The organism is uncultured Prevotella sp. (assembly GCF_946407605.1).
Lineage (GTDB): Bacteria > Bacteroidota > Bacteroidia > Bacteroidales > Bacteroidaceae > Prevotella.
The window spans coordinates 170,797-194,125 of the sequence record NZ_CAMJOS010000002.1 but is presented as its reverse complement, the minus strand read 5'-3'; the positions used below and the strand labels follow the sequence as shown (position 1 = coordinate 194,125).

At 51.1% G+C, this 23,329-nt stretch carries 12 protein-coding genes and 1 riboswitch; of the genes, 6 read left to right on the top strand and 6 right to left on the bottom strand.

Annotation, left to right across the window (positions count from 1 at the left end; all coding sequences use genetic code 11):
* Positions 1-22: 22 nt before the first annotated feature.
* Entirely contained in the window at positions 23-1,114 is a 1,092-nt protein-coding gene (locus Q0R57_RS01735) for an AraC family transcriptional regulator (RefSeq protein WP_294743327.1), read from the bottom strand.
* A 119-nt stretch (positions 1,115-1,233) separates the two neighbouring features.
* On the opposite strand from Q0R57_RS01735, the gene Q0R57_RS01730 reads away from it, so the two are divergent.
* On the top strand, positions 1,234-2,130 hold the full coding sequence (locus Q0R57_RS01730) for a HAMP domain-containing sensor histidine kinase (protein WP_294743326.1): 897 nt from the start codon (positions 1,234-1,236) through the stop codon (positions 2,128-2,130).
* A 4-nt stretch (positions 2,131-2,134) separates the two neighbouring features.
* On the opposite strand, the gene Q0R57_RS01725 is transcribed toward Q0R57_RS01730, so the two are convergent.
* A complete protein-coding gene (locus Q0R57_RS01725; RefSeq protein WP_294743325.1) occupies positions 2,135-3,952 on the bottom strand; it encodes an Ig-like domain-containing protein in 1,818 nt (605 codons plus the stop codon).
* Between the two features lie 185 nt (positions 3,953-4,137).
* Between Q0R57_RS01725 and Q0R57_RS01720 the strand changes: the two genes are divergently transcribed.
* Positions 4,138-8,094: a C10 family peptidase gene (locus Q0R57_RS01720; protein ID WP_294743323.1), complete on the top strand. Its 3,957-nt coding sequence runs from the start codon at positions 4,138-4,140 to the stop codon at positions 8,092-8,094.
* Between the two features lie 59 nt (positions 8,095-8,153).
* Here Q0R57_RS01720 and Q0R57_RS01715 read toward each other — a convergent pair whose 3' ends face one another.
* From Q0R57_RS01715 to Q0R57_RS01705, 3 genes are read right to left on the bottom strand one after another with little or no spacing between them, the layout of a single operon-like run.
* Entirely contained in the window at positions 8,154-8,750 is a 597-nt protein-coding gene (locus tag Q0R57_RS01715; RefSeq protein ID WP_294743321.1) for a thiamine diphosphokinase, read from the bottom strand.
* A 28-nt stretch (positions 8,751-8,778) separates the two neighbouring features.
* Positions 8,779-9,360, bottom strand: a complete 582-nt coding sequence (gene pnuC / locus Q0R57_RS01710) for a nicotinamide riboside transporter PnuC (RefSeq protein WP_294743319.1) — start codon at positions 9,358-9,360, stop codon at positions 8,779-8,781.
* Positions 9,361-9,376: 16 nt separating this feature from the next.
* The gene (locus Q0R57_RS01705; protein WP_294743401.1) at positions 9,377-11,764 is read right to left on the bottom strand and encodes a TonB-dependent receptor; all 2,388 of its coding nucleotides are present in this window, start codon (positions 11,762-11,764) and stop codon (positions 9,377-9,379) included.
* Positions 11,765-11,865: 101 nt separating this feature from the next.
* Positions 11,866-11,962, bottom strand: a riboswitch (TPP riboswitch).
* 177 nt (positions 11,963-12,139) lie between these two features.
* Here Q0R57_RS01705 and Q0R57_RS01700 point away from each other — a divergent pair.
* From Q0R57_RS01700 to Q0R57_RS01685, 4 genes are all read left to right on the top strand, one after another.
* Positions 12,140-13,276 carry an N-acetyltransferase gene (locus Q0R57_RS01700; RefSeq protein ID WP_294743318.1) on the top strand — a complete coding sequence of 379 codons (1,137 nt, stop codon included), beginning with the start codon at positions 12,140-12,142 and terminating at the stop codon, positions 13,274-13,276.
* A 433-nt stretch (positions 13,277-13,709) separates the two neighbouring features.
* Positions 13,710-15,416: an AAA family ATPase gene (locus Q0R57_RS01695; RefSeq protein ID WP_294743316.1), complete on the top strand. Its 1,707-nt coding sequence runs from the start codon at positions 13,710-13,712 to the stop codon at positions 15,414-15,416.
* Between the two features lie 182 nt (positions 15,417-15,598).
* Entirely contained in the window at positions 15,599-17,443 is a 1,845-nt protein-coding gene (locus Q0R57_RS01690) for a 2-oxoacid:acceptor oxidoreductase subunit alpha (RefSeq protein WP_294743314.1), read from the top strand.
* Between the two features lie 46 nt (positions 17,444-17,489).
* Complete coding sequence (locus Q0R57_RS01685; RefSeq protein ID WP_294743400.1) at positions 17,490-18,500, top strand: 2-oxoacid:ferredoxin oxidoreductase subunit beta; 1,011 nt, start codon at positions 17,490-17,492, stop codon at positions 18,498-18,500.
* Between the two features lie 1,378 nt (positions 18,501-19,878).
* On the opposite strand, the gene Q0R57_RS01680 is transcribed toward Q0R57_RS01685, so the two are convergent.
* Positions 19,879-23,280 carry a thioredoxin family protein gene (locus Q0R57_RS01680; protein WP_294743312.1) on the bottom strand — a complete coding sequence of 1,134 codons (3,402 nt, stop codon included), beginning with the start codon at positions 23,278-23,280 and terminating at the stop codon, positions 19,879-19,881.
* Between the last annotated feature and the right edge of the window lie 49 nt (positions 23,281-23,329).

The window sequence follows — 23,329 nt, the reverse complement described above, 5'->3', positions numbered from 1 at the left end:
CCGATGTGAGCGAGTTTTTCTTTTATTCCTGTTTCGGCAAACGTTCCTTGGCCTTGAGATAGGCTTTATAGGAGGCAAAGCCACTGGCTTCTGCCGCTGCCTCCTCGGTGGAGTTAGGATGCTGAGACCTGTAGCGTTCAAAGTAGTTGATACGCAGTCCGTTGACATAGTCGTAGAAACTGCCAAAACGCTCTGTGAAGACACGGGAGACGTAGCTGCGGCTGAAACTGCAACGCTCTACCACCTGTTCGAGTTTCAGATGGGAATCGAGATAGGCGGCCTCAGTCATCACAAACTGCTCTATCTCTGCCGCAATTCTCTCCGTACGTTCCTCCGCCAGCTCGTCGTTCTGTTCAAGGACGACGTCTGCATCGTTCTCCTCAACATCGGAAAGGATGGCTACACGTCGCCATACGGGCATCACATTGAGCAGTAGCACAATATTAAATACGGCGAGTAGAATACTCATGAAAGCCATGACTGTGGGGGAGTCCGTAAGATAGCCTGGCCACAGCATCGGGGTGAGGATGATGGGGGCGAGCCACATGCGGAGGGCATATTCGGCAGGAAAGTCCTCAGGATTGGAATAGTTCACATCGCGAGCCATCTTCACCCACTGCCATACCTGCCACATAGCCACACCACAATAGCCCACATTCAGCGCAATGACTGCCATGATGACGTAGTTCCAGATATGGAGGAAATGAGGACTGAACAGTCCGCTGGGCCACCATGCATTGAGGACGAGGGGCAGCATGGCCAGGGCGGTGATAAGGGCTGCCAGGCGGTTGTAGGTCTTCCACATCTTCCATTGCTTTACGGTGCCAAAGAAGCAGAATATCAACGCGCCGCAGTAATAATAATAGGTACACGGGAAGTACGTCTTCATCAGAAGCCACGCCGACTCGCTCTCAGGGTTCAAGACATAGGGTAAAAGCACGGTGCCGAAAAGATATATCCTCACCTGCATCTTACGATCGGGCCAGATATAGTCTCGGCGTTCCTTGGGAGTACCACAATTGTGTATTCCCCTGACTACGGAAAATATCCAGCAGGTCACAATATAGACTGCTGCCGATAGTCCATACCAATAGATAATGTTTGTTTGTATCATAATCGATGGCAAAGATACAAAATATTTCATAATTCATAATTCTTTTTGAGAAAAAAGCGATAAGACGAGTGCATAATTCATATTTTTTTTCTATCTTTGCCGGAAATTACTGATATACGATGGAACTAGTCTATTTAATTATTGCCATCATACTCCTACTCGCTATGCTCGGGTTTGGATTCTTTCATTATTTCCGTCTTCGGGAGGCAAAACGTCTCGAAGAAGCCTATCATGAACTGGAGATTGCCAATGCCCGTGTAGAAGAGTCGTCACGCATGAAGAGTGATTTTATTCAGCAGATTTCACACGAGATACGCACACCGCTCAACATTCTTTCGGGATTCACCCAGGTGCTCACCACGCCTGGTACGAATTATGATGAAGCCACGCTTCAGGAAATCAGACAGAAAATCACGGAGAACACCGAGCGCATCACCAGTCTGGTCAACAAGATGCTTGAGCTCTCTGACGCCAAGAGCCACACTGTCATGGAATGTCATGATGAAGTCCCTGTGGCACAGATAGCTACAGAGGCCATCAATATGTCGGGCATAGAAAAAGCCCGTCACCTTTCCTTCCATCTCATGGTGTCGCCAAACATTGAGGAGATGACTGTCAAGACCAATCTTCAGGCTGCCGTTCGTGCCCTGTGGCTGGTGCTTGACAATGCTCGCAAATTCACCGCTCCCGCCGAGTCGCGTCAGCATGAGAAGCCTGCCGACCACCAGCAGAAGGTGGTGCTGCGCATCAGTATGTCGTCGCAGCGGCTCTTCTTCTCGGTAGAAGATACGGGCATCGGCATTCCTCACAAGGAAGCAGAGCGTATCTTTGAGGAGTTCGTACAGTTGGATGAGTATTATGACGGCACAGGCATTGGTCTCACCGTGGCCCGTTCCCTGGCACGACGCATTGGTGGTGACATCGTACTCGACACGGCCTATATCGGCGGCTCACGTTTTGTCATGACATTGCCCATCACACAAAAAAAGGCCCATCGGCATGACCGACGGGCCTAGAGGCTTATTTCTTCATCACCACCTTTTTGCCGTTGATGATGTAAAGACCAGGCTTGAGATTTGAGTTTTGAGAATTGAGGTTTGAGATTCTTCGTCCGCTGAGGTCGTAGACGGTATCCTCATTCCACTTTCCACCTTCCTCATTCCACTTTCCACTTTCCTCATTTTTGATTTCATTGATGCCAGTAGCAACGAAGCTTGTTGCCTGAATGGTGGCCGGACCTAAGACGAAATCGGAGTTCTTGGCAGCATCGGTATAGAACACCAGCACATAGTCGCCAGTCTCAGGAATGTCGAACTGGAACGTCTGCTGGGTCACACCCGTGAACTTTTTATCTACCTTACCACCAATGTTGACGTTAGGCGTATAGACCTGCGAGGCCACCTCCTCGCCAGCAAGCGTCTCAATAGCGACGGTGACAGGCGAGAAATCAGACCTGTTCCAGTTGCACAACTTATATCTCAGGGTATAGCGACCAGCATGCAGCGTCATTTGCGAGCGGCCTGTGGGGTCGCCGAACTTTGCCCAGGCGGCCTTCTCCTTGTTGACGGCGTTCTGGATAAGCAGTCCATATTCAAAGGCTTTGGTAGCGTTGGTGAAGCGCAGGATGCGGTTGCCGCTGGTGCTGGCCATTCCACCACCCACGGTCTTCTTGGTGCCATTGCTCACATACCAGTTCTGAGGTACAACGCCCTCTATTTTAAACGTCTGAATCAGGTTGTACGACGTTGTGGTGGCGGTATTGTTCACCTGACAGGTGGCTTCGCCAGTCTTACCCTTGTTGTCAGTCACCACCACACGGAAGTTGTGCTTGCCGTTCTTGGGTGTGGGCAGCGTAACGTTGTAAGGAACTTCTGTCAGTGAGTCAATGAGTGTCTTGCCGTCGTAGAACTCCACCTTCACCACCTGGGAGCCAGTAGCAGCCTTGCCAGTGGCTTTTATTGTGATGTCAGGGAATGAGGCCTGACCTGTGGGAGCGATACAGAGATGGGTCACATCGCCTGAGGGCTCTGTAATCCTTGCCAAGGGCTGGTTCAGCGAGAAGCGTTTGCAGAAGTTCCAGAGAAGATGCGGGTTCTGGTCGTTGGGCCAGTGTCCACCATTATTATATGAATAGAGCCACACCTCGCCGCCGTTGGTGCCACCAGTCCATTTCTCCAGGTCGCCGTCGAACCAGCAGCCGCTTCTGGGTCTATAGCCCGTCTGCTTTGTGTATTTCGTGTGCTTGTCGTGCTTGGCATAGTTCTCTATGTAGCCATGAATATTATATTGTTCGTAGCCAAACACATCGTCGCCATAGGCAATGACCTCCAGCAGATTGACAGGCTTATTACAGCCATTCCAGGGTGTTTGGTTTTGCAGAATGCCGCTGGTAGGAGCAAAGGCTGCTATCTTGTTTTGCATATTGCCTATGCAATGGTGAATCAGCATGGAGCCCATGGAGAAGCCCGACCAGTAGACGCGGTCTGTGTCGATGTCGTAGCGTTCAACCATCTCGTCAATGGTCTTACTCACGAAGTTCTGGTCGTTGGTGCCACCAATATCCCAAGTGTTACCATCGCTGCGCAGATAGGTCACCACGAACTTGGCGGTGTCAATCAGGTTATACATCTTGTCAGAGCCATACTGATACTCAGGGTCTTGGTTCATGCCGTGAGTGATGATAAACAGTGGCGACTTGGCAGGCAGGGAGTTGGGCACATAGACCACCATGTTCCTTGACTTGCCATTCACGGTAATGTTGATTGACTGCTGCTTGTAGGCAAAGGCCTGCAACGAGAGGATAAGGGTTAGGATGACGAAAAGTGTAGAACGTTTCATAATGGTTTGAGATTTTTTGTAATTTTAAGTTGTTATTGTATTTCGGCTGCAAAAGTAAGGCTTTTTTCTGAAACAGCCACTACTTTAAGCAATTATTTTCACTATTTCTTGCTCAAACACGCAAAAAACAGTACCTTTGCAGCCATAATAGGTTGAAACCAGCTGATAATCATTAAACATTCAATATGGAAAAGAAGGTACTAACCATCTGTCTGCTTCTGCTGCCGTTGATGCTGATGGCAGCACCTATTACTCAAGAGCAGGCCAAACAGAAAGCAAGTGAGTTTATGACGGGCCACGCCAAGATGGCGAAAGGCAGGATGCTCAAGGCAGCCCAAGCCCCGTTGAAGATGCAACAGGCTGAGACTGCTGCCAGTTACTACGTATTTAATGTGGGCGAGCAGGAAGGCTTCGTCGTGGTGAGTGGCGATGACCGCACCCCCGCCATCCTGGGCTATGCTGCCAACGGCACCTTCGACGCTGCCAACATCCCTGCCAATATGCAGGCTTGGCTTCAGGGCTACGAGGCCCAAATCAGTAAGCTCGACCAGTATCCCGCAGCTCAGGCTTCCGTTGCCAGCCACGAGGCCATCGCTCCGTTGATAAAAAGCACATGGGGCCAGGGTGCTCCCTACAACTTGATGTGCCCTATAGACCCTTCAAACAACGAGAGTTCTTATTCTGGCTGCGTGGCTACGTCTATGGCGCAGGTGATGAATTACTATAAGTACCCCGAGATGACCACTGCCGTCATTCCTGCCTATACGACAGATTCCTATGGCCTTTCGATGCGTGCCATTGCCAAGACCACTATTGACTGGGACAACATGCTCGACCAGTATGACGATAGTGGCACCGAGGCACAACAGCAGGCTGTGGCACAACTCATGCTGCTTTGCGGTCAGTCTGTAAAGATGGACTATACGGCCTATGGCAGTTATACCTATAGTAGTTATGTTACCACGGCCCTCAGCAAATATTTCGGCTACGACAAGAATGTGCACTATGCCATAAGAAACCTCTATCGTGCTGCCGAATGGGATAATCTCATCTATCAGGAGCTGCAAGAGGGTCGTCCTGTGATTTATCGTGGTTCGTCGTTGAGGGATGGACATGCGTTTATTATCGACGGATACAGCGAAGACGGTCTTTACCATGTGAACTGGGGCTGGAATGGCAACTATGACAGCTACTTCCTGCTTTCTGTGCTCGACCCTTATGTTGAGGGTGTCAATACCACCATTTCGCCAGATGCCTTTAACTTTTATCAGGAGGCTGTGGTGGGCATACAGAAGCCTACGGAGGCAGAACCATCGGAAGATGCGCTGGCCTTGGCAACCGATTATCTGATTATTGATGCATACGAAACCGAGTTTGAGCGTCAGGCCGACGGCACGTTCGTGCTGCCCGTCTATATTAGTATGGTGAATCTCACTGCTACGACTCGCTCCTTCGACATTGGCTGCGGCATCTATAATGACCAGAACGAGCAGGTGGAAGCGGTTAAAATGTTTACGAAAAGGAACCTGGCCTATTATGATTATGGGTGGATGAGTACTACGCTGACATTGCCGGCCAGTCTGCCTGACGGCACCTATTCCATCAAGGCTGTCAGCAGACCCGTCAACACAGATAAATGGCTTATAGGCACTGGTGATTTTGAATATTACATAGGACTGACCATCAAGGACAACGTAGCCTACGCCAGCAGCTTCGGCACCTTCGACCTCAGCGGCACTATTGTCAGCACCATCGGGCAGCCCACCCTGGGCAGCCCTGTGCCCATTCGCGCCACGATTACCAACAATGGCAGAAACTTTAATCAGGCTATGGACCTCATTGTTAATGGCAGTAATATGGGTGGTTTCCACATCGAGGCCGAGGCTGGCGAGACGGTGGATGTTGACCTGAGCTACATTCCAACCCGCAGCGGCGCCAATGAAGTAAGTCTGCAGCAGGAACGCTACAATGGTGGTGTTGTTGCCAGCGGTGTTGTCAACATCCTGGGTTCTGAATCCGCACAGCTGCTGTTCGGCTTTAACGTGAAAGACCGTCGTGTGAATGCCAGCGTGCCTCACACGAATCTCGACGTCACCACTCTCATTCATAACAATAGTCGCAATGCCTACAACAAAAGGGCTTCCATCGTGCTGTACAAACGTAATAATGACGGCGGATGGGATGTGGCAGAGGAGAAAATGCTGAATATGACACTGGCTGGCGACGCCGACAGTCTGCTGCAACTGTCGTTCGAGGGTCTGGAGAATTACACCGACTACTACCTGTATGGCTACTATCTGGGCGATGATGACCACTTCCATGCTAATGACAATGAAGTGGTGTTCCTTACCACCAACGAGTCGGCTGACGGCAAGGAGGATATGACCTATCTGATTAACAACCCCGACTTTGAATGGGGTGAGTCAGGATGGACCATTGACGCCGCATCGGGTGGCCATGTGCAAGTGGGCGGTACTGGCGACAACTACTGCTTCGAGGCATGGAACAACCGACAGTTTGATATCTACCAAAACGTGACGGGACTGCCTGTCGGCATCTACGAGATACAGGTGCAGGGCTTCTATCGCAACCGTCGCGACATCAATGCATGGAATGCTTATCAGGGCGGCAACATCAACGTGCCTGTCTATGTCTATCTGAACAACAGTGCCACACCACTGAAGAACGTATTCGAAGAGCCTGCCGAGGCTGGTCTCTACTCTGGCGACTACTATGTATCGCCTACGGGACTCTACTTCCCCAACGACATGGCAACATCGGCTCAGGCCTTCAGTGCAGGCAAGTATCACCAGAGTGCCTATGGACTCATCATGAACGAGAACGAAGTGGTGAGCATCGGTGTGAAGGGTGCTACAAACCAGAACGGCGACAGCTGGGCCATCTGGGATAACTTCAAACTGACTTACCTCGGCTTCAATCCGGAGTATATGCGTCCTGCCCTGCAGCAGGCCCTCACCACCGCTGACGGTCTGGTAGGACAGATGATGGGCAAGACCGTCTATGGAAAACTGGTCGACGTCATAGCAGAAGCCAAGGCCTTGGAGCAGTCAACAGACGGTGAACAGATGTTCCAGGTGCTGAGCCGACTCTATGCCATCAGCGATGAGGCTGTGGCCTCTGCCACAGCATTCCAGGAGCTGGCCACAGCACTCGAGGAGTTGCAGTGGGCCATCGACACCTATCATGCGGCATCGGCCTCCGTGCAGCAGCAGAGTGTCGACATGCTGGAGCAGACTACGGCCAATGCCTTGAACCATCAGTATGAGGAACAGGACATCTATGTTCTTATCGACCAGATTAACGAGTTGATTGCCAAGCTGCGTATCCCTGCAAATATGGATCATGCCTCTATTACCGACCCTGTAGACTGTACTTCGCTGCTCATCAACCCAAGCTTCGAACATAATGGCGAGAATACCATCGATGGCTGGTACGGATCGGGCTATATCAACTTTGGTAATGATGACTTCCAGAGACAGGCCCTGGCCCTGGAGGTGTTCCAGAACAACCTGACGCTCTATCAGCCAGTGTACAATATTCCTAATGGATGGTATGTCATGCAGCTGTCGGCTTTCTACCGTTTTGGTACGCCTGACCAGGATGCCGAGAGATATCGTCAGGGGGTGACCCAGAGTCATGCCGTGATTTATATGGATGACCCCGTCAATGGTGGCGCTCAGGTGACGAAGCCTCTGGTGGCGCTGTCGTCGGAGCATGCTACTGAGCGACTGAGCAATGGCGAGGAGTGGTTTACAACAGATGGTTTCTATGTGCCAAACGACATGGTGTCGTCAGTTGCCTACTTCAAGGCAGGTCACTACAAGAACCGCCTGATCTTCCATGTCACAAACAACAGCCTGCTGATGGGTATGGCCAAGACCAGCACCGTGGCAGAAGACTGGGTGATGATGGACGATTTCCGCCTGTACTACTATGGTACGGAGCAGCCCAGCGAAGAGATTGTTGGTATTGTCGAGGTAACAAGCTGTACGGAAGATGGCAGAGGTCATGAGCTGTATGACCTGAGCGGACGTCGTGTGTCAAACAGCGCAAAGGGCATCTTAATCCTTCGTCAGCAGCAGCCCAACGGCACCGTGACGGTACGTAAAATAAAACAGTAATAATGCGCCAAGAGCTTGTTCCACACACCGGAGCAGGCTCTTTTCCGATTACAGGGCTATCAATAGGTCTGATAGACCAGGTAGTATCCGTCGGACTGGATGGAGAACGAGTCGGAGAGGGCCTCGTTGAGTGTGCCTTGCCACCATTGGTTGAAAGGTGAACAGGGCCACTTCAGGTTGCTGGAGGCGAGACGAGTGCTGCCGAAATTGAAGATGCTGACTTGCTGACCCTGCAGCGACGAGAACGTCTGGTCGCCATAGGCTGGGGTGAAGAAGCCATAATCGGTGAACATGATGCCATCGACCTGCAGCTCTCGGAAATAGCGCATCAGCAGGCTGATATTGCCAAGGGTGTGGTCTTCGCGCATCCCCGTGGCTCCTAAGTAGGCAATACGATGCCAGCCCTGCGACATACAATAGCGGGTGGCCTTGGTGAGGTCGTTGTCGTCCTGCTCAGAAATCTGAATAAGACGTGAACGGTACTCAGAAGGCACGCTGTCGCCATCGCCAATGACTACCTCGGCATTAGGCAGACGGCGGATGGCTCCGTCGCAACACACCACATGAGGGGCCTGACGGAGAACGGCGAGTGGCACATGATGCGAAGGGAACTCGCCGTTGGCAACAACTACTACATCGAATGCTTTTTCAATCACGGATTATTGATTTAAAAACCACGAACTATTATACTACGGACTGTTTCTTGGCAAGTGAGTTCCACTTGAGATAGCCAGCGAAGGCGATGATGACATAAAGCCCATAGAGGCCGGCCTTGAAGGGTATGCCCTTCTGTATGTAGAGGATGGTGCAGACCACATCGACCACCATCCAGAAGAGCCATTGCTCGACATATTTTCGTGCCAAAGCCCAGAGCCCCACAAAGGAGAGGGCATTGGTGAACGAGTCGAGGACAGGCACTGTGGAGTTAGTCCACCTTATTAATATATAGTAGACCACGCCCCAGGCCACAAAGAAAAAGACGGTGACAGGCAAATACTGTCTGACGGGCATGTGGATGATGGGGAGCGGTTCTTTCTTTGTTCGCGTCTTCTTAAACTTCCACACCATCAGGCCATAGACGGCAGCGAGGGTATAGTAGCAGGCCATACCGGCATCGCCATAGAGTCCGTGCTGCCAGTATAGCACCACATCGAGTGCTGGCATCACGATGCCGATGACCCAGAGGGCGATATGAGCACGATACTCGAGCCAGATGTAAATCAGTCCGAGTATCGTGGTGAGTATGTCAAGCCAGTCGAGCGTCATTTGAAACAGGGCTTATTTAGAAGTTCAATGACAGATGGGCCATGAAGTTGAAGGGGGCAGAGGGTGCGAAGCCGGCTGCCCACTGGTCGCGCAGGGCACCATCGGTGGCGTAGCTGCCGTTATAGGCCACCACCTGACCGTTGGCGTTCTTCTTATAGGCAGGCGCAGCCCATCCGTTATTGTCAAACTCGGCGCTGAAGATGTTGTACATCGAGACACCCAGCGTGATGCTCTTGATGTCCAGGTTCTTATACTTCATGTTGAACGTATAGCTCAGGTCGAGGTTCGTTGAGAAGTGGCCGTCGAGGGCAATCGACTCAGAGGTCTCGTTGCCGTCGGCATCCCATCCCGTCATCGTGTCGAAGCCGGAGTTGGTCATATATTGCTTGCCTATATACTGGCTCTGCACCGATGCCTTCATGCCCTTATAGTTGAACGAGAAGATATTGTTGAAGATAACATCGGGCGAGAACGACAGGGGTGCTTCGCCCACAGAGACGGTGGTGTAGTCGTCGAGGGTGACCTTCGAGTCCTTCACACGGTTTTTAGAGAAGGTGGCGTTGGCATCCCAGCGGAACCAGTCTATAGGCATCCAGGCTGCCTCCAGCTCCACGCCCAGACGATAGCTCTTGGGCACGTTCATAGCCACAGCCTCGCCTATTTCGTTGAGGGCACCCGTCAGCACGAACTGGTCTTTATAGTCCATCCAGTAGATATTAGCACCAGCTGAGAAACGGGGCGACAGGAACTTATAGCCCACCTCAAGGTCGTTGAGGCGCTCTGAGGTCACCGCCAGTCCCAAATTGTCCTCGTAATTGTTGCGAACAGGCTCTTTGTGGGCAATGGCATACGAGGCATAGATCTTATGCTGGGCGTTGATGTCGTAGCTCAGTCCGAACTTGGGGTTGAAGAAGTTGAAGTTCTCGTCCACCACATAGTCGCCGTTGGCATTATAGCCCCAGCTGTCGGCAGGGTCCTGCATGCGGTAGTTGATATGACGATACTGCAGGTCGGCATAGCCGCTCAAGCCCTTGAAGAAGGTGTAGTTGGCCTTGGCATAGACGTTGAAGTCGGTCTTCTTGGCGTTGGTGTTGTAGTAGTCGAAGCCGGGCAGGGCACCCTTGGCATCGCTGAACTCATAGAAATACTTATTGCCTGAGGCATCCTTCCATTTCGCGTCGTTCTCCTTATTATAATAGTACTTATAGGGGCTGGCACTGTTCCAGACGATACGTCCGAAGTGGTCGCCGTCGTATTTGTTCCAGCCACCGCCCAGCACAGCCTCCAGGTTGTCGCGGTTGTTGTAAATCAGCGAAGCCACAGCACCATAGAAGTCGTTTTTCATCTTCTTCTGGCGCACCAGGTCGCCCTTTACAATGGGCTTATACACCAACTGGGCATCGTCGGTCTTCGTGTCGTTGGCATCGGCTGTCCACAGACCATAGCTGGCCCATTTGGCATCAATCTTATACTGCTCGTAGTAGCCCTCACCCCTTGTATAGTGCAGGCCGGCATTAAGGCTCAGGTCATGTGTCAGATACTGGTTCAACAGCAGCTGATAGTTCTGCTGGTGGTAGTTATCTGTCTGTTTGTCGTAGAACACATCGTTGTCCCACGTCATAGCGCCACAAGAGTTGAAGCGGCGGCCATAGATCGACTGCTCGTATTTTGACGTGTAGTCCCAGGCGTGATAGGTCTCCTCAATGCCGTTCCACGTAATCAGCTTCACCACGGTGTTATCGCCAAAGTAACCTGCCTGCAGCAGATAGGAGTTGAGCTTGGTAGAGGCACGGTCCAGATAGCCATCGGAGGTGATGTTCGACAGACGACCCTGGAAGCCCCAATGGTCGTTGATGATGCCTGTGCCGAAACGCAGCGTCTGCTTATGTGAGTTATACGAGCCGCTGCTGACGTCGAGAGCCAGATAAGGAGATATGCCAATGTTCTCGGTCTGCATGTTCAGCGTGGCACCAAAGGCGCCGGCACCATTGGTCGAAGTACCAACACCGCGTTGTATCTGCATAGACTGCACGCTGCTGGCGAAGTCGCCCATGTTCACCCAGAAGAGTTGCGCACTCTCGGCATCGTTCATAGGAATGCCGTTGGCTGTGACGTTGATGCGTGAAGGGTCGGTGCCGCGTACTCTTAATGTGGTGTAGCCTATTCCGTTGCCTGCATCGCTGGTCATCGTCACCGAGGGTGTCAGCGACAGCAGGTAGGGAATGTCCTGTCCAAAGTTTACGGCTTTAATCTGGTCTTGGTTCATGTTGGTGAATGCCATTGGCGTCTTCTTCGAGGCACGAATGGCCACCACCTGCACGTTCTGCAACTCCACATTCTTCAATGAGTCGATAGGCATCTCTGCCAAGTCGCTCGCCGCCTTCTCTTCGGCGGCTGCATTCATAGCAATGAATGCTGTTAATCCTAAAAGAATCTTTTTCATCCCTTTTTACTTTTTAAAGTGTTAATTTTTTAATTGGTACCAAAAAGGGGGGATTGTTCCTGAATATGTTTCTCTATCATCCCTACGCCGGTATAATCCGTATCAGGTTAAGAGGGTATCATCTCAGCCGCCAAACTGACGGCACCCCTTGATAAAATCGGGTGCAAAGGTAGTGCTTTCTTATGAACTGGCCAAACAAATGGAAGAAAAAGAACCAAAAATGGGCGTAAAATACACAAAAAGCAAAAAAGTGTGCAATACGTTTTGCCGTTTCATGAAAAATAGTTACCTTTGCACGCCGAAAAACGGAAAGACAGAAAATAGTTTCTATCCATCATGGGTAATATTGAAATAAAAAAAGTTACTAGCCGAAAGCAGTTGCGCCAGTTCGTGCAGTTCTACTACGATCTCTATCGGGGCGACGAACATGCTGTGCCATATCTATTCTTCGACGAGATGGCCACACTGCGAAGCGATAAGAATCCCTCCTTCGAATGCTGCGAGGCAGAGTATTTCATGGCTTTCCGCGATGGAAAGATGGTGGGACGCATTGCTGCCATCATCAATCATCGCGCCAACGAACGCTGGAATGTGCACCAGGTGCGCTTTGGCTGGTTCGACTTCATCGACGATATCGAGGTGTCGGGTGCTTTGCTGAAGGCTGCCGAGGAATGGGGACGTTCGAAGGGCATGACGGAGATTGCCGGTCCTCTGGGATTCATCGACACAGACCGCGAGGGTATGCTGATAGAGGGTTTCAACGAACTCTCCACGATGTACGTCAACTACAACTATCCTTATTACCCCAAACATATTGAGCAGTTGGGCGGTTTCCGCAAGGATAACGACTATATGGAGTATCTGGTGCAGGTGCCAGAGGTGGTGCCAGATAAGTTTGCCAAGGTTTCCGACATGATTATGCGCCGCTATGGCCTGCGTGTTCATCACTTCACACGCCATGAGTTGGTGCAGGAAGGGTGGGGAAGAAAGGTCTTCGAACTGGTCAACGCCACCTATAAGAACCTCTACGGCTATTCTCAACTCTCGCAACGACAGATTGATAAGTTGGTCAACGACTATATCAAGATTGCCGACCTGAACTTGGTGACTGCCGTGATGGACGGTGATGAGATGATTGGCTTCGGCGTCACCTTCCCCTCGTTCTCACGTGCCTTGCAGAAAACCCACGACGGCAAACTCTTCCCCTTGGGATGGTGGCAGTTGCTACGTATCCTGAAGTGGCACAAGACCGACACCGTCGACCTATTATTAATAGGTGTGCTACCCGAGTATCGTCAGAAGGGTGCCAACGCCCTTATCTTCAACGACCTAATACAGCAGTTCCAGCGCTATGGTTTCCGCTATGCCGAGGCCATGCCGCAGATGGAGGACAACGAGGCCGTCCGCTCGCAATGGCAGTATCTGGAGAGTCGCCAGCATCGTCGTCACCGCTGTTACCGTAAGACGCTCTAACGAGTCACTTTTTACATTGCAAAATAAAAAATCGTACCTCCACCGTACGATTTTTGCATTTTTATTTGGTGGATATGAGTTTTTTATCTACTTTTGCAAACGATAACATTGTCTATCACAAAAAAAACAATTAAAACACAATCAAAGTAATGAAAGGAAACGTCAAGGAAATTATCTGCTGCCGAGCGGTGCGAGGGCGAAGTTGAAAGCTTTTGCTTTGTGCCGACAGGGAGCATGATGCCCTGACGTTAACACCGAAGTGTTCTTTGACTTGTTGTTACAATTGTTGCTTTTGTGATAGAGATTCCTGAAAAGAAGACTCTATGATATTATCGGGCATCTGCTTCGGCATTTGCCTGTAAACTCTTGCGCTCTATTTTACGAGTGTATTTCGTTTTCCGATAACATTCACACACCAAACACACTGACTATTATGAACCATCCACACAGACTCATTTATGATTTCAAGAAACAGAATAAGAAGACCATTTGGAAACACCTCAGCGCAATGGCTGAGAACTATGTTGTCTACTCAGAACATATCAAGGGTATCGCACCCCATCTGGAAAATAATGATATCTACGCCTATACCTTAAGCAACGATCTCGTGTTGGTATGCGTCGACCTTAACGTCAAGGAGGAAGAACTGGCCGACGAAGAGCGATTCTATGACGAACCGCCACTATATTTCTCACAGACTTCCCATCGTGTCAGCCCCGTATGGAAGCTCTCTCAGGCCATGAAGCAGATTTCCGAGAAGCTGGTCTCTATCGAACACGACTATTGGAACGTCTGGGGCGTGTTGCTCTCTGGCAGTCATTTCCTCAATGCCGAAGATATGCAGGGGGTCTGGGAGGCGATGCACATCACCGTCATCGACCAGCTGACCACCATCCGTCGCCATAAGATAGAGGTAAACAATGACCTCGGAATACCCTCTGGCATTGAATTCAGGGAATGTTTAAAGGACCTGCTAACCCCAAAGCCCGAGCAGTCCGATGAGACCAATGAGTCCAACGAGTCTCACGATAATGGCGCTTTCGACGAAGACTTCCAAGCCCTTCTCGACGACTTCATCAAACGTATGGATTCCGAGATCGTCGACACAGATGAAAAATCCGACGAGGAGGAAACAACCGAAGCCCATGACGACGACGAACTGGATAATGACTGGAGCCTCGACGATGACGGACCCTTCGATACCGACGACCCTCTCGCCAATATCGACCTGCCTACCGGTAACATCGAACAGAACGGCAACATCAGCGTACGGGTAAAAATCTTACCCCCCATGGCCAACCCCAGGGAGGAACTCGACAAGCTGGTGGGCTGCAAGGATATCAAGAAACGCATCGACGAGTTGCTGGCACTTACCACCTATAACAAGATGTTGCGCGAGTCGTTCCCTGGCGCCAAGCAGCACGAGGTGTCGCTGCACAGCATCTTCTTCGGACGACCTGGTACCGGCAAGACCACCGTCTGCAAGATATTCGGTTCGCTGCTGCGCGAGGCAGGGGCTTTGTCCAAGGGCCATGTGGTGGTAGCTGACCGAGGCACCTTCATCGGAACCCTTTGGGGCGACGAGGAGCGCAGCGTGCGGCAGGTGCTGGAGAAGGCAAAGGGTGGTGTGCTGATGATTGACGAGGCATACCTGCTCAACGGCAAGCACGACAACGACCCGGGACGACTCGTTATCCAGCTGCTCATGGAACTGCTCGCTGACGAGACACAGCGAGACATCGCCGTGGTGCTCTGCGGATACAAGGAGCCCATGCAGAAGCTGCTCGATATGAACCCCGGTCTGCACTCGCGCTTCCCCAACCGCTTCGAGTTCACCGACTTCACCGTCGACGAACTGCTGGAGATTACAAAGCGTAGACTGAGCGAATACGAATATCAGTTCACCCAGCCCGCATGGCAGAAGTTCAAGGAGGTCATCAACTCGGCCTACCAGGTGCGCGACCCTCAGTCATGGGGCAATGCACGTTTTGTGGCTAACCAACTGGAGCGAATCTACATACAGCATGCACAGCGCTGTGTGAAAGAGCCGCCAAAGGACAAGGCGCAGATCCGTGTGCTGATACCCGACGACATCACTCCCATCGAGGTGCCACGCCCTAAGCCACGCATCGGCTTCTGATATGCGCTTTTATACCAAAACAGACTCGAAAAGTGAAAATATTTTCATTTTTCAGTCTGTTTTTGCATAAAAAACGATGTTTTTGCAAAAAATTTCACTTATCACTTATCACTTATCACTTTTTTTATGTAACTTTGCACCCCGAATTTCGATATCACATCTTTATATATATAACAAGTGCTATGGCAGAAAATTTGGAAGTGAAGGAGCTCGACCAAGTGGTCGTTCGTTTTTCAGGAGACTCCGGCGACGGTATGCAGTTGGCCGGAAACATTTTTTCTACCGTCTCAGCTACGGTAGGTAACGGTATTTCAACATTCCCTGACTATCCTGCAGACATCCGCGCCCCGCAAGGCTCGCTCACAGGTGTATCTGGTTTCCAGGTACACATCGGTTCAGGAAAGGTTTACACCCCTGGCGATAAGTGCGACGTTTTGGTAGCCATGAACGCAGCTGCGCTCAAGACTCAGTATCGCTACGCTAAGCCCGGTGCTACTATCATCATCGACACCGACTCATTCGGTCCTAAGGATCTGGAGAAGGCTCAGTTCAAGACAGAGGATTACCTCGGCGAGATGGGTATCGACCCAGACCGCGTAATCCAGTGCCCACTCACCACTATGGTTAAGGACTGTCTGGCCGACAGCGGAATGGACAACAAGGCCATGCTTAAGTGCCGCAACATGTTCGCACTCGGACTCGTTTGCTGGCTCTTCGACCGCGACCTGAACCTGGTAGGCAACTTCCTGAAAGAGAAATTCGCCAAGAAGCCCGCTATCGCCGAGGCTAACATCAAGGTTATCCAGGCTGGTTGGGACTACGGTCACAACACCCACTCAAGCGCCATCAATGTTTATCGTGTAGAAACCAAGGAGAAGACTCCTGGACGCTATATGGACATCACAGGTAACAAGGCTACAGCCTATGGTTTCATCGCAGCTGCCGAGAAGGCTGGCCTGCGCCTCTACCTGGGCTCTTATCCTATCACACCTGCTACCGATGTTCTGCACGAGCTTTCTAAGCATAAGTCATGCGGTGTAATCACTGTTCAGTGCGAGGACGAGATCAGCGGTTGCGCATCAGCACTCGGTGCTTCGTTCGCAGGTGCTCTCGGCGTAACATCTACCTCAGGTCCTGGCGTATGCCTTAAGAGCGAGGCTATGAACCTGGCTGTTATCATGGAGCTTCCATTGGTTGTTCTCGACGTACAGCGTGGTGGTCCTGCTACTGGTCTGCCAACCAAGAGTGAGCAGACCGACCTGCTGCAGGCACTATTCGGACGTAACGGTGAGAGTCCAATGCCAGTAATGGCTGCTACCAGTCCTGCCGACTGCTTCGACGCTGCTTATCAGGCTGCCAAGATTGCTCTCGAGCACATGACTCCTGTTGTACTGCTCACCGATGCTTATATCGCTAATGGTTCTTGTGCATTCAAGCTGCCAGAGATGGCTAAGCTCGATGCAATTAATCCTCCATATGTTCCAGAGGAGCTGAAGGGTAAGTGGACTCCATACATGCGTGCCGAGAACGGAACACGCTACTGGGCTGTTCCTGGTCGCGAGGGATTCACTCACATCCTCGGCGGACTTGAGAAGGACTCTGAGACAGGTGCTATCTCTACCAACCCAGAGAACCACGACCTGATGACTCGTCTGCGCCAGCAGAAGATTGATAATATCCAGGTGCCCGACCTCGAGGTTGACGGCGACGTACAGGATGCCGACCTGCTGATTGTAGGCTTCGGTTCTACTTACGGCCATCTGCACTCTGCTATGGATGAGCTCCGTGCTAAGGGTTACAAGGTAGCTCAGGCTCAGTTCAAGTATCTGAACCCACTGCCAAAGAACACTGCCGACGTACTGAAGAAGTACAAGAAGGTGGTAGTAGCCGAGCAGAACATGGGTCAGCTCGCTGCTTACCTCCGCATGAAGGTCGACGGCTTTGTACCTTACCAGTTCAATCAGGTAAAGGGTCAGCCATTCGTAGTAGAAGAGTTAGTGAACGCATTCGAGGACATTTTAAAGTAACCGCTTTAGCGCTTTTACAAAGCGTAGCGACTAAAAGAAGTAAACTATTATGAGTTATACAGCACAAGATTTTAAGAAAGGCCAGCCTCGTTGGTGCCCTGGTTGCGGCGACCACTTCTTCCTGGCTTCACTCCATAAGGCTATGGCCGAGATTGGCGTAGCTCCCGAGAACGTAGCAGTTATCTCTGGTATCGGTTGTTCCAGCCGTCTGCCCCACTACATGGCTACCTACGGCATGAACACCATCCACGGTCGTGCTGCTGCCATCGCTACTGGTGCAAAGGTAGCTAACCCCAACTTGACCGTATGGCAGGTATCAGGTGATGGCGACGGACTGGCTATCGGTGGTAACCATTTTATTCACGCCAACCGTCGTAACATCGACCTGAATATGATTCTCTTGAACAACCGTATCTATGGTTTGACCAAGGGTCAGTACTCACCTACCTCACCTCGTGGTTTTGTATCTAAGTCGAGCCCTTACGGCACTGTAGAGGATCCATTCCGCCCAGCAGAGCTCTGCTTTGGTGCACGCGGACACTTCTTCGCACGCTGCGTGGCTACCTATGCCAAGGGTACTGTAGAGGTACTGAAGGCTGCTTATGAGCACAAAGGTGCCAGCGTAACTGAGGTTCTGCAGAACTGCGTCATCTTCAACGACCACTGCCACGATGTGGTTTACAACAACGAGGGCCGTAAGAAGAACGCCATCTACGTACGTCACGGCGAGAAGCTGGTATTCGGCGAGAACAACGAGTTCGGACTGGTACAGCAGGGCTTCGGACTGAAGGTGGTTGAGATCGGTAAGGATGGCTACACCATCGACGATGTATTGGTTCACGATGCTCACTGCGAGGACAACACTCTGCAGCTTAAGCTCGCCATGATGACTCCTGAGGATGGATTCCCCATCGCACTGGGTGTTATCCGCGATGTAGAGGCTCCTACCTACAACGATGCTGTTCACGCACAGCTTGCTGAGGTAAGCGCTCAGAAGAAGTATCACAACTTCGAGGAGCTGCTCGAGACCAATGATATTTGGGAAGTTCGCGAGTAAGTGAGAACAAAGCGAATTTATTCGCTCTGTCGAACGTGAGCGAACTCGAAACGAAGTTTCAGGTTAAATAACCTCGCAAAAGACACATACTTGAAGCCCCGCTTACATCTGTAGGCGGGGCTTTTTTTGCTGATTATTTGGTGTTTTCAAAATTTTGTTCTACATTTGCAGGGTAATTACTAACAATTAACGTCATGAAAGGACGAATCTACACACTACTATCCTTCTTGCTACTGACACTTTCGTGCAAGCATGGTGTTTTCAAATGGAACGGCAAGATTGATAATGCCACGAAATTGTATACTGTCTTGCGGTCATCATAGGGGCAAGCCCCTACACTTGGTTATTTGACCCCTTCGGGGCCCTTATATTCTCCAATTCTCATATACGTCATGATAGATCACTATAGGTCTATCTATGACTATATGTCCCTATCTATAGGGATAGGGACTATATTGTATATAGTCCTTATAAAGCAACTATCGGTATTTCCCGACGACTCTGCGTAAATTCGACCAGAATTCTGCGTAAATTCTCCTCGAATTCTGCGTAAATTCAAGTCGAATTCTGCGTGCAAACTATCGCTCTGGTATGCAGTTCTGTGACTGACGTCATCTTACACCCGTTCCGACGTCATCTTCGGGTGTTTCCGATGGCATCTACGACTCGTTCCGATGATACTTTACCCCCCTAAAGTATCATCGGAACGACCGCAAAAGACCATCGGAACGGATGAAAGGAACGTCAGGAAAGACCCGAAAGTGACTGCCCGAATGAAACCATCAGCCATCTTCCATTTGGCGAGACGTTCACCTGTCTCAAAAAATATGAAGGCTCGCTTCACAGCGAACCTTCACCAAATAAATTAATCAACCATAAACCTTAACCATTAAAAATCTTAAACAATGATTTTTTTCAAAACCATTATCTGGGCTGCAAAGGTACGAATAAGCGAGCAAATAACCAAAAGATTTTTGAGTTTTTTCGAGCGAGAGTATCTTAGACCGTAGGTCAGAGGTACGAATAAGCGAGCAAATAACCAAAAGATTTTTGAGTTTTTTCGAGCGAAAGCAAAAACAAAGGCGGACTCAACATCTGTTGGGCCCGCCTAATAATGTCACACAGATAACACAGAAATCTTGCGTCCCGATGGTAGCAAGCGACCAAAGGTCGAGCGCACAGATTTTTATTTTAAAGGTCCCGCAGAAATAAAAGAAATCACAGAAATTTTTCTATTCTCCCTTCACCTTTCACCCTTCACCATTCACCATGATAAGGTCACACAGATAGCGCAGAAAGCGCAGATTTTTGTATAAAAACAAATTACCGTAATGCGTGTTTGCGCATTACGGTAATTCGTTTCTTAAAACCTAATGTGTTACTTTATTACTAATTTGCCGTTCTGGATGTAGAGACCCTTGCGGACCGTCTGAACCTTCTGACCATTGAGGTTGTAGATGGCGGAGTTGGCATCCTGATGGGCCTTCACGGTGACGATGCCGGTAGACTCGCTGAGCTTCACCTTGTTGGCATTGACCACATTGCCGGTGGCAGCGTCGATGAGCAGGGCAATGATGTTCACCTTGTTGACATCCTGGATGACGGGCTGGCCGGCTGTGTTGACGGCATAGTCAAGATTGAACGAGTACTGAAGCTTGATGGGCGTGTCGGCAGTGGCAGCGGTGATGATGTTGTTTCTGCCAGAGCCACCCCACTGCTCGGAGGTCATGACGGCCACATCGTTGAACACCAGTCCATAGACAGTAGATGCGCCACGGGTGAAGGTGTCCATATACATGGGATAGCCATAGCTGCCGTCGGCATAGTAGTTGCTCTGTCCCCATGTGGGATTGGAGAGTCCGTCGGCAGTTAAGATGTACTCTACAATGAACTTGTTATTGGTCATGTCGTAGGGGAAGGTGACCTCTGCGGCGACGTTGACCATTGACTCTCCGTCGGCCTTTGTTGCAGAAACGTTGATGTCGGCCTGTCCGAACATCTTGTTGCGCTCTGCCAGGTCGTCGGCAATACCCAGGTCTTTCTTACCATAGTTGATGCCGTAGTAGGCATCTACCTCAACGGCGCGGTCCATCCATGCATCGGGGAATCCTTCAACGGTTGAGGGGAACGCGTTGGCATTCATGATTTCCATATCGTCGTCGTTGTGATAGCTGACGAGCACATAGTCGTCGGGATAGAGCTCGGCGAGCTTCTCCAGACCTACGTAGCCACGGGGGCAGTAGCCGCACCATGTGCCGGTGTACTCCTCGAGCAGGGTGCGCTTCTGGGGAACGGTGTTCAGCGCCACAATAGGGATGGTAGCGCTGGCGGTGGCATCCTCGTTGACGGCGTCGTTCACCTTGTCGACCTTGAGGGCCAGCTCGTAGTTGCCCTTGTCGGCGATGGCAGGAATGGTCATATTGACGGTGGCCGACTTGCCGTAGAAGGCATCGACAGTGGTGTTGATGTGCTGCGTATCGGTCTTGCCGGCGAGGCTATAGGTGATGTCGACCGACTGGATGCCCTTGGCACCGTGGTTGGTAACGGTTACGGGAACGGTGAAGTCCTGGCCCGTCATCACATACACTGTCTCATCCTTGGCCATTGAGGCGGCATTGGCCTTGATGCTGCTGCCAGCCAGTTTCACCTGGATGATAGAGCTGCCGTTAAAGCCCTCAGAGACATCGAACCACTTCAGGAAGCCGTCGGAGGTGTGGAGATAGAAGCCACCCTCGTTAACGCTAGGCATGACGGCGATAGGCATGCTGTTGGCCTCGCTGCTGGCATCGTTGATGGTGAGCGAATAACCTACATAGACACCGCCCTCGGGAATGAGATAGGGCTTGTCGAGCTTGACGGTGATGAAGCCGGGCTCGGCAGGTGTGACGGCCTTGACGGCCAGGTCGGCAGCGTTCTTGCCGTTCTCGACGCGCAGCTGTGAGGTGAGGAACACATTGATGTCGGACACTCCCTCAACTTCCTGCAAGGGGAAGGTGATGCTCTCGATGACAGTACCCACCATGGTGGGATCGGCAAGCTTGATGGCTACGTCGTAGGTCTCAGGCTTGTAGTTGTTGGTGACGGTCTTGATGTCGCCGTCGCCAGTATAGAAGCCATAGTCGATGCGGTTGTCGTTCTCGGCCAGGGTCACGTCGGGATAGGCTGGGGTAGCGGCAGCGGGCTGGATCTCAGCGCCCATTCCGAATGCCTCAGCCCAGGCAATCTCTGAGCGATGCTCCTCGCCGCCTCCACGGTAGATGGTCTGAATGCCGAAAGCCTCAGGACCGATGATGTAATAATAAATATAATTGGTGGTGATGTCCCAGTCGTCGGAGTAGCCGTAGGGGATCTCGGTCATCGTGGGCTCCTGCTGTTCTTTGTAGTCATACCAAGACAGCGTCAGGGGCTCAATCACGCCGTTGACCTTCGTATAGAGCTGATAAGAGAGCTTCTCGGGCAGGATGAAGTTGCCCTCGGTGTCGGCGCAAGGAATCTCAAATTCAACAGTACCCCAGCCATAGCCGTAAAGATAATCATCCCAGCCAGCCTCAGAGAGGTTCACTTCGGCAGGAGCAGGTGTGGCAGCCACCTCGACGAACTTTGTCAGCTTGGCGTTGTTGAAGTTATAGAGGTAGTTGACGGCACTCTTGCCGGTATTGAGCAGGAACGGTGTGCTTTCAGACAGGGTCTTAGTGGCAGCATCGTAGGTGAACTCGATGTCGGAAGTGTCGAAGACATAGGTATCTATGTACTCTTCGTACCAGTCGTCCCACTCCTTTTCCGCCTTAGCCGACATCATATATATATGATAGTTCGCTACCTCGTCGGCACCAACATACTGACCGTTCTTGAAGGTCACCTTGTTGCCGCTGATGGTACCCTTCACCCAGTTGTCGGGGAGGTTGCGGTCGATACCCTGTACATAGACGTCGTTGCCATCGAAGCCCACGTTGACCAGTGAGCCGTCATAGCCTTCACCACTCAGCGAATACTGTTCGGTGGTCAGGCCGGCAGGAGCCTCTACCAGTGGGTCTGCCACAGTAGTCATGGTAATGTTCCAGTCGCCAAAGCCACACCAAGAGCCGTCATCATCGTAGGTAAGACCGATGATGTCCTCAGCGGTATTCAGCTTACCAGTAGTGGCGATGGTTCCGTTCGCAGCATTGTAGGCCAACTTGATGGTCTGGTTGTCAGACTTGTAGTACCATCCGTCGTTATAGGTCAGCCTTGATACTTCCAGACAGTAGCCGTCTTCAGGGTAGTAAGTCACGGTCTGAGGCAGCTGGATGGTAATGGTGGAGCCGCTGATGGTTCCCTCGATCCATGTACCGAGGCCGGCCTGCGACACAATGTCCTTGATGTACACCTTGTTGTTTTCGCCGAACACGACAGCGCCTACGGCACCATCAAAATCTGCTTGACCTATGCCGAAGAGGGAGTAATAGTAGGCAGAACCGCTGCGAGAATAGGTTTTCTTAGTACCCTCGGGCTGATCGTAGATGATGTCGGCAGCAGCGCGGCGAGAGGTGCTGTGCTTCCTCACGGCTTTCTTGCCCGTCAGCATGTTGTGGGCTGCGACAGAGGCACGCAAGCCTTTCTGCTTCTCCACGCTATTCAGCATCTGCAGCGACTTCATGGAAGGCTGCTGCTGCTCATTCTTTCCCAGTTGCTGGGCAATAGTAGGAAGATGTTTCTGCGACAGGACGCGCTGCGTCTGTGCAAAACTGCCTGCAACAACAAAGAGTGTTGCCAGCAGAATAAGCGTCATCTTTTTCTTCATAAGCTTATTATAGTTAGTGAATGAATATTTTAATTAAGAAACGAATTAG